This window comes from Dapis purpurea BLCC-M126, from assembly GCF_050015975.1.
GTDB lineage: Bacteria > Cyanobacteriota > Cyanobacteriia > Cyanobacteriales > Microcoleaceae > Trichodesmium.
In genome coordinates this window covers 1-6,735 of sequence record NZ_JBNHER010000073.1, presented here as the reverse complement: position 1 = coordinate 6,735, position 6,735 = coordinate 1, and the positions used below count along the sequence as shown (strand labels likewise).

The window sequence follows — 6,735 nt, the reverse complement described above, 5'->3', positions numbered from 1 at the left end:
GGCAGGTTTATATAAATCTCAAGGGAGATATTCCGAAGCTGAACCATTATACAAACAAGTGTTGGATATTCGTGCCAAAATATTCGGTGAGGAACATCCGAAAACTCAGACTGTGCGAGAAAATCTCGAACGTTGTCGGCAACAACAGAGCTAGACAGGGAAACTGGGGAGAAAGAGTGATTTACTTCCCAGTATGGTTAATATAAACAACAAACATATATAGCACTGTTTACCAATCAAAACGACGCGACTCTAACTACATTTAACTTTGCTACACTATCCAAAATATCTGGTGCTACAGTTTTAGGAAGACAAACCACATTCTCAGTAAGTTGGTTAGGTTTTGTTGCCTCAACCCAACCTACAGTTTACAGCGCTTTTCAAATTGATGAACCACATCGCCATAACCAAAATCCAGTAGGGACGTTGCATGCAACGTCCCTACTGTGGTCTACTGAAATGAAAACCGCTGTAAGTTAGTTCAATTTAGCAATAGCTTGTCGCACTTGCTCAACTTCTAATTCTAAAATTTCGGCAATTTTTTCCACAGAAAAGCCTTCCTTTAATAAGCGAGGAATAACTTCTATTTTTGTTTCTGCCATTAATTCCTGAGCAAAACGAGTTTTTTTCAAATCATCAATACTAAACATAGCTTCTAAATCCTGACGACTCATATCTGGTAATTTTTCGAGAACAATAACTGACAATAAATTCAAAAGTTGTAACCGATAATTTTCATCGGTAAACTGCTGTTTAACTTGATTAACTAATACGGTTACTCTGTCCAACAATTGTTTCTTCTTCGCTACAACTAATTGAATAATTTGTACACCTAAAGGAGTTGTTTCACTCACTTCTAATTCATTCAAATAGATACGCTTGACTAGGGTAGAATCTAACAAGGGTTGCACAGATTCTCTTTGTCTATCTGTAGGTTCCATACTACGACTTTTAAAGATAATCATAGCACGCCAACGTAAGTCCGGTTCATTATTTCTAAGATAGGTAAAAATCTCAGAAAATAAACGTAAATAAATTTTCTCGTCTTTTTGAAATTGTACCTCCGTAAAATAAATTGGTTGCTCAATATCTTGAGGTAAAAATACCCCATCTATTCTAAAGGCAGTCTGTTTTAATTCTACTGAATCAAAACGATAATCGTTGAGTTTTTCTGGTAATTCTCCCCACAAATGAAAGAAGGTTTCGGGTAAGTCTTGAAAAATTCGATAAAATATGTGGTCAGTTTTCATTTTGAATGAAGTTGAGTAAGAATCATAGTTTCTCAGAAATTTAGTTAACTTTTCAAGAGAAGCTGAATTACAATTTCTTTACAAATTAAAATGGCGCAACTCTAACTACATTCAATTTCTCTACATTATTTAAAATGTCAGGCGCTACATTTTTAGGAATACAAACCACATTACCAGCTCGCATTTTCTCCAGGCGATCGCCTACCACAGAAAAAAGCTCATTCACCTGCCACCGCATTATTTCGCCATGCACCGGAATAATCTCAATTTCATCTCCCACTGCCACAGACTCAACCAGTTGTAAAACAATATTTTCTGGTGTTGTCTCCATCACAATTCCTAGATATTCGTGAGTCCCCCTACTACTTTCCAATTGCTTATACACAGAATCTTTCCCCGCAGGAGTTTCCAAGGAAGCAGAATCATAGTCACGGTGAGGAATAGACTCTAATTCAGCCACAATTTGATTCAGAATTTCTGGAGTTAACCTCCCTTCTGCATAAGCATCGATCGCTTGCCGATATGCTCTACAAGTCACCGCTACATAAAACGATGATTTCATCCGCCCCTCTATTTTCATAGAACAAATTTGATGTTCAAAAAACGCTCCTATTTGATGAATACCCCATAAATCTTTAGAAGACATAAACGTTACTGGGCGATCGTCTGTTTTTTCTGCCAACTGATAGGGAAAACGACAAGACTGAATACAACCACCACGATTAGAATCTCTGCCTGCTGTAAAATTGGAGATTGTACAATTACCAGAAAAAGCCATACACATAGCACCATGGACAAACATTTCCACATCAATACCAGTTTGCGATCTAATTGCCCCCCCCTCTGCCACACTAACTTCTCGCCCCACTATCAGACGCTTCACCCCAAACTGCTTCCACATTTCACCAGCATAAGAATTGAGACAAGATGCTTGAGTTGAGAGATGAATATCAAGATTAGAACTATTTTTTACCACTCGCAAAACCCCCAAGTCAGAAACAATAACCCCATCAACGCCAATATATTCTAGAAATTGACAATATTCTGCTAATCCCTCAAAATCATCATCATGGAGAAAAGCATTCAGGGTAAGGTAGACTTTAGCATGATTTTCGTGAGCAAAATTTACCCCATATTCTAAGTCATAGTCAGAAAAATTATCTGCTCGCGCTCGCAGACCGTATTTTTGCCCTCCCACATAAACAGCATCAGCACCATAAGTAACGGCAACTTTTAGACGTTCGAGATTTTTAGCAGGAGCTAATAATTCTGGTTTCCACATATTATTTATATTGATAGTGATTAACTTACATATTTTAGCTTAATTGCTCAATAATGGTTTGATGAATCAGGATATACCCTATAGCAGTACAAAAAAGTGTTAGGACATTGATCAAATTCAAATCCTTTAACAACTGTTTTGACTTGAGCTGTTTGCGGCTGTCGCCGACATATTTGCGTTTCGCTTTCCTACGGAATGCTAACGCAAACGCGACATGAAAAGCGTTTCACTGCGCGACATGAAAAGCGCAGCTCCTCTGCAAAAGGCAGCAGTCCGTCAGGATAACGCTACGCGACATCTTTGCGGAGCATTCCGTCAGGAAAAAACGCATTTACGATCTAGGAGGCTAGCTGTTTGCTGAAAGCCATATAATTGAAATACAGAGGTTTTGCGGAAATTTTGAGAAAAAAACGATGGTGAAACAACTCGAAACCCAAACCCATACAAAAATTATTTATTTTGAGGTATTGCCGGAAACTTTGCAATTGTATCGTCCAGATGGTCAATTATTTGGGGATTATCTGGAGGTTCAAAAACGGTTGAACGAAGTCCAAGAACAATTGGGTAATGTCCAAAAACAATTGGATGAAGGGTGGTGGTGCATAGTAATGATAGAGAGAGTGTGGGGAGATGGGGAGATGGGGAGATGGGGAGATGGGGGGATGGGGAGTGCGGGAGAAATTAAAAATTATATAACTTAACCATTACCATGCAGGACTACCGGATGAGGAACGTCAGGCCACAGAAACTGCCCAGGAGGAACGCGAGGCCAAAGCAGTTGCTGAGGAACGTGCTAAACGTTTAGTTACTTGGAGAAGCAGGAATAGATCCAGGTATTAAGTAATGGGAGACTAATATAGCGCTACCCGCAAATCAGAAGTCAGAAGTAATATGAAATCTGCATATAGTAGGGGTTTAGTGACCAAACCTTTACTAATGTTAAAATTAACCCATACTACAAAAATAACCTAATGACACAATCAAAATTACCAAAAGAACAACAAAACTCCCGCCCGATCGCTATCTTCCTCTGGCTCCTATCAGCAATATATATCTACATCCTACTACTTTCCCCACACGATCAACCACTTCCCAACGGACCGATCTGGGCAGTTGAAACCGAAACTATTAAAGAAGTTATTAACCAATCTATCAATTTTTTCTTTATCCTACCTATTTTTAATGCTGTTGGTATCAAATATATGGAAGCGCCAACCATACACCCTTGGTTAGAAAGTTTATTCAACTTTGCTGAAGCATGGATATTTATGTTTCTCCCACTGCTCCTAGTCGATCGCCGTGGCGGAGAACTCCCAAAAATCCTAATTTGGAGTATGGCAATGTTTCTCACCAATACTTTCCTATTACCATACATGGCTTGGCGCAGTACAGCAACCGAACTTCCCACAGAAGAACAAATGAGTAAAGGTTTAATGGCAAAAATATTTGGTGTAATAGGATTAATTATAGGCAGCATCGCCATAGTTTGGGGAATTGTCGCCAGACCAGAATTTGGTGATATCGCTGCTAGGGCAGAATTTTTTGTACAAAACTTTCAGAGCGATCGCCTCACCATTGCCTTCTGTGTAGATGTAATTTTATTTACCATTTTCCAAGTAGTATTAATAGGAGATATTGAACCGCCAGAAAGTGGCAAACGTTGGTTAAGATTTATTCCGTTTTGGGGATTAGCTGTTTGGCTAATTTTGTAGAAGTTGTGCTTCTTTTTTTGCCTTCTATTTTTAGTAGACCTATTTCCAATAGCTTGAAATACCTTAATTTCACTTGTAATATCATGTTAGCTTGAATACTTATAATTAGGCTCGTAGTAGGGCTTTAGCCCTCTAAATATGTATTTGGGGCTAGAGGAAAACTACAAACTAACACTTTTTGATAACTGATTATACGCAATTCGTAGCTCCTCCGGAGGGGGCACATGATATAATTCGGATAATTAATGATCTCAAATTTGTTGGTATTGTTTGTGTAAACCCAGGAAAAATATCTGCTTAAGTAATTGTTTTTTTCTTTTTTTCTTACTTCTTCCTTACCTAAACTTTATAATAGTCATGCTATCGGACATAATGTGAAATATGAAAAATAATGCTACGGAATATCCTGTCCTAAACCCCCTTAAAAGTCTTAGATATTTAGGAAAAATTCTAATATTTCCTATGATTCATAAATAAAATATCAAGTCTTTACCATGGGGAAAAAGAAACCGGAGCTATTTCAGTTTCTCGTCTAATCTCTACAATGATAAGTGATTAGCAAAATTTGATATAATGTAAATTCGTACCAATTCACTTTCAAGATATCAAAAATAGTTGGCAACTGATGATATGAAAGAAGAAGCTGAAATTACTGTATAACCATTAATTTAAGTCTATCAACTTTCACTTCTGACTTCTGACTTTTGACTTCTGAGTTCCGTGAAATGGTATAACAAATCGCCATTCAAGCAGTTGAGATATATTATGTGGGTTTTCTTAGATATTGATGGGGTATTAGTACCAGAGAAAAAATTCGAGCAACCAGTCTTGCCAAAAGATATGATTAAATTCGATCCAGTTTGTCTAAATGAATTTGAAAATGTCCTACGTCGTTACCCCATTGCCAAAATAGTTATCTCCTCATCCTGGCGTGAAATGTATTCTCTGGAGAAAATTTCTAGTTTATTTTCACCAGATATTGGTGTGCGTGTTATTGGAGTAACTCCATGTCTACACCCAATAGTTATTGAAAAAAATCGGCATGTTCGGCAGCAAGGAGTTTTGGAATATCTCAAACAAAATAATGAGGAAAATCCACAGTGGGTAGCTATTGATGACATTGCTGATTTCTACGAACCAGGTAGTCCCGTTGTTGTTACCGATCCCTATCATGGTTTTAATCATAACTCTGCTGAAATACTTGATCGCTATCTTGCCTCGTTTAGTGAGAAAATAACAGATGAAAATACTATTGGACAATAGTTGAGGATGCAAACTAACCAAAAACTTATCTTGCCAAAAATGGGTTGTGGGACATGGGCATGGGGCAACCGCCTGCTCTGGGGATATGACCAAAGTATGGATAAGGAACTGCAAAATGTCTTTAACCTTTGTGTTGGTAATGGCGTAACTTTATTTGATACGGGTGACTCCTACGGGACTGGCAAATTAAACGGACGTAGTGAAATGCTATTGGGGCAATTTTCTCAAGCATATGCGGGGGCAAACCAAGATAATATTTGTATTGCCACAAAACTTGCTGCTTATCCCTGGAGGTGGAGTTGCCAAGCGATGATTTCAGCTTGTGCAGGATCTGCTCAACGTCTTGGTAAAAATGTTGATTTGGTACAAATGCACTGGTCTACTGCCAACTATTTTCCCTGGCAAGAATGGGGACTTTTGGATGGTTTAGCTGATTTGTACGAACAAGGAAAAGTGAAGGGAATAGGGTTATCGAACTACGGACCAAAACGACTTAAGCAAGTGCATAAAAGATTTAGCGATCGCGGCGTTCCTATTACTACTTTACAGGTTCAATATTCTTTATTATCAACCTATCCCTGCACAGAATTAGGAGTTAAAGAAGTTTGTGATGAATTGGGAATTAAATTAATTGCATATAGTCCTTTAGCATTGGGAATATTAACAGGAAAATATTCTGAAAAAGGTTCTTTTCCGCAAGGTATTCGAGGTATTTTATTTAAACAAATATTACCAGGAGTTCGGCCATTATTATTATCTTTAGAAGCTGTGGCAAAATCAAGAAATAAAACTATGTCGCAAGTAGCAATTAATTGGTGTATTTCTAAAGGTACAATTCCGATTCCGGGAGCAAAAAATAAAACTCAAGCAGAACAAAATATTGGTGCTTTAGGTTGGGAATTAGATTCTGGTGAAGTTGCAGAACTAGATAAAGCTGCTGCGAGTACAGACAAGAAGATGGTGCAAAATATTTTTCAAACTAGGTAAATCAAGTCAAAAGTCAAAAATAACAAAAGTTGGATTACAGATTATTGTAATCAGCTATAATATCAAATCTGGTTGAATACTTATTATATAGTTCGGGGTGGGGAGTGTGGGGAGATTGAAGTAATTATAGAGTTATAAACATATATTATATAATTCATGTCCGCTGGTATCGTTTGTGTAAAAGTTAGGTTCATTAATTGATAATTGATAATGGATAATTGATAATTACCTCTGGTTAAAA

7 protein-coding genes are annotated in these 6,735 nt (G+C 37.6%); 5 read left to right on the top strand and 2 right to left on the bottom strand.

Translation table 11 applies throughout. The features are described from left to right. On the top strand, positions 1 to 154 hold a 154-nt coding region (locus ACP6PL_RS06815; protein ID WP_426543891.1), incomplete at its 5' end, for a tetratricopeptide repeat protein. Between the two features lie 322 nt (positions 155 to 476). Here ACP6PL_RS06815 and ACP6PL_RS06810 read toward each other — a convergent pair. Then, on the bottom strand, positions 477 to 1,250 hold the full coding sequence (locus ACP6PL_RS06810) for an Rpn family recombination-promoting nuclease/putative transposase (protein WP_426543875.1): 774 nt from the start codon (positions 1,248 to 1,250) through the stop codon (positions 477 to 479). An 85-nt stretch (positions 1,251 to 1,335) separates the two neighbouring features. Then, positions 1,336 to 2,532 carry a peptidase U32 family protein gene (locus ACP6PL_RS06805; protein WP_426543873.1) on the bottom strand — a complete coding sequence of 399 codons (1,197 nt, stop codon included), beginning with the start codon at positions 2,530 to 2,532 and terminating at the stop codon, positions 1,336 to 1,338. A 413-nt stretch (positions 2,533 to 2,945) separates the two neighbouring features. Between ACP6PL_RS06805 and ACP6PL_RS06800 the strand changes: the two genes are divergently transcribed. From ACP6PL_RS06800 to ACP6PL_RS06785, 4 genes are all read left to right on the top strand, one after another. After that, positions 2,946 to 3,233, top strand: coding sequence for a hypothetical protein (locus tag ACP6PL_RS06800; protein WP_426543871.1), 288 nt, complete (start codon positions 2,946 to 2,948; stop codon positions 3,231 to 3,233). 270 nt (positions 3,234 to 3,503) lie between these two features. Then, complete coding sequence (locus ACP6PL_RS06795) at positions 3,504 to 4,244, top strand: hypothetical protein (protein ID WP_426543869.1); 741 nt, start codon at positions 3,504 to 3,506, stop codon at positions 4,242 to 4,244. A 765-nt stretch (positions 4,245 to 5,009) separates the two neighbouring features. Continuing rightward, positions 5,010 to 5,507 (top strand): HAD domain-containing protein, encoded by a 498-nt coding sequence (locus ACP6PL_RS06790; protein ID WP_426543867.1) that lies wholly within the window; start codon positions 5,010 to 5,012, stop codon positions 5,505 to 5,507. Positions 5,508 to 5,513: 6 nt separating this feature from the next. After that, entirely contained in the window at positions 5,514 to 6,494 is a 981-nt protein-coding gene (locus tag ACP6PL_RS06785; RefSeq protein WP_426543865.1) for an aldo/keto reductase, read from the top strand. Positions 6,495 to 6,735 lie beyond the last annotated feature (241 nt).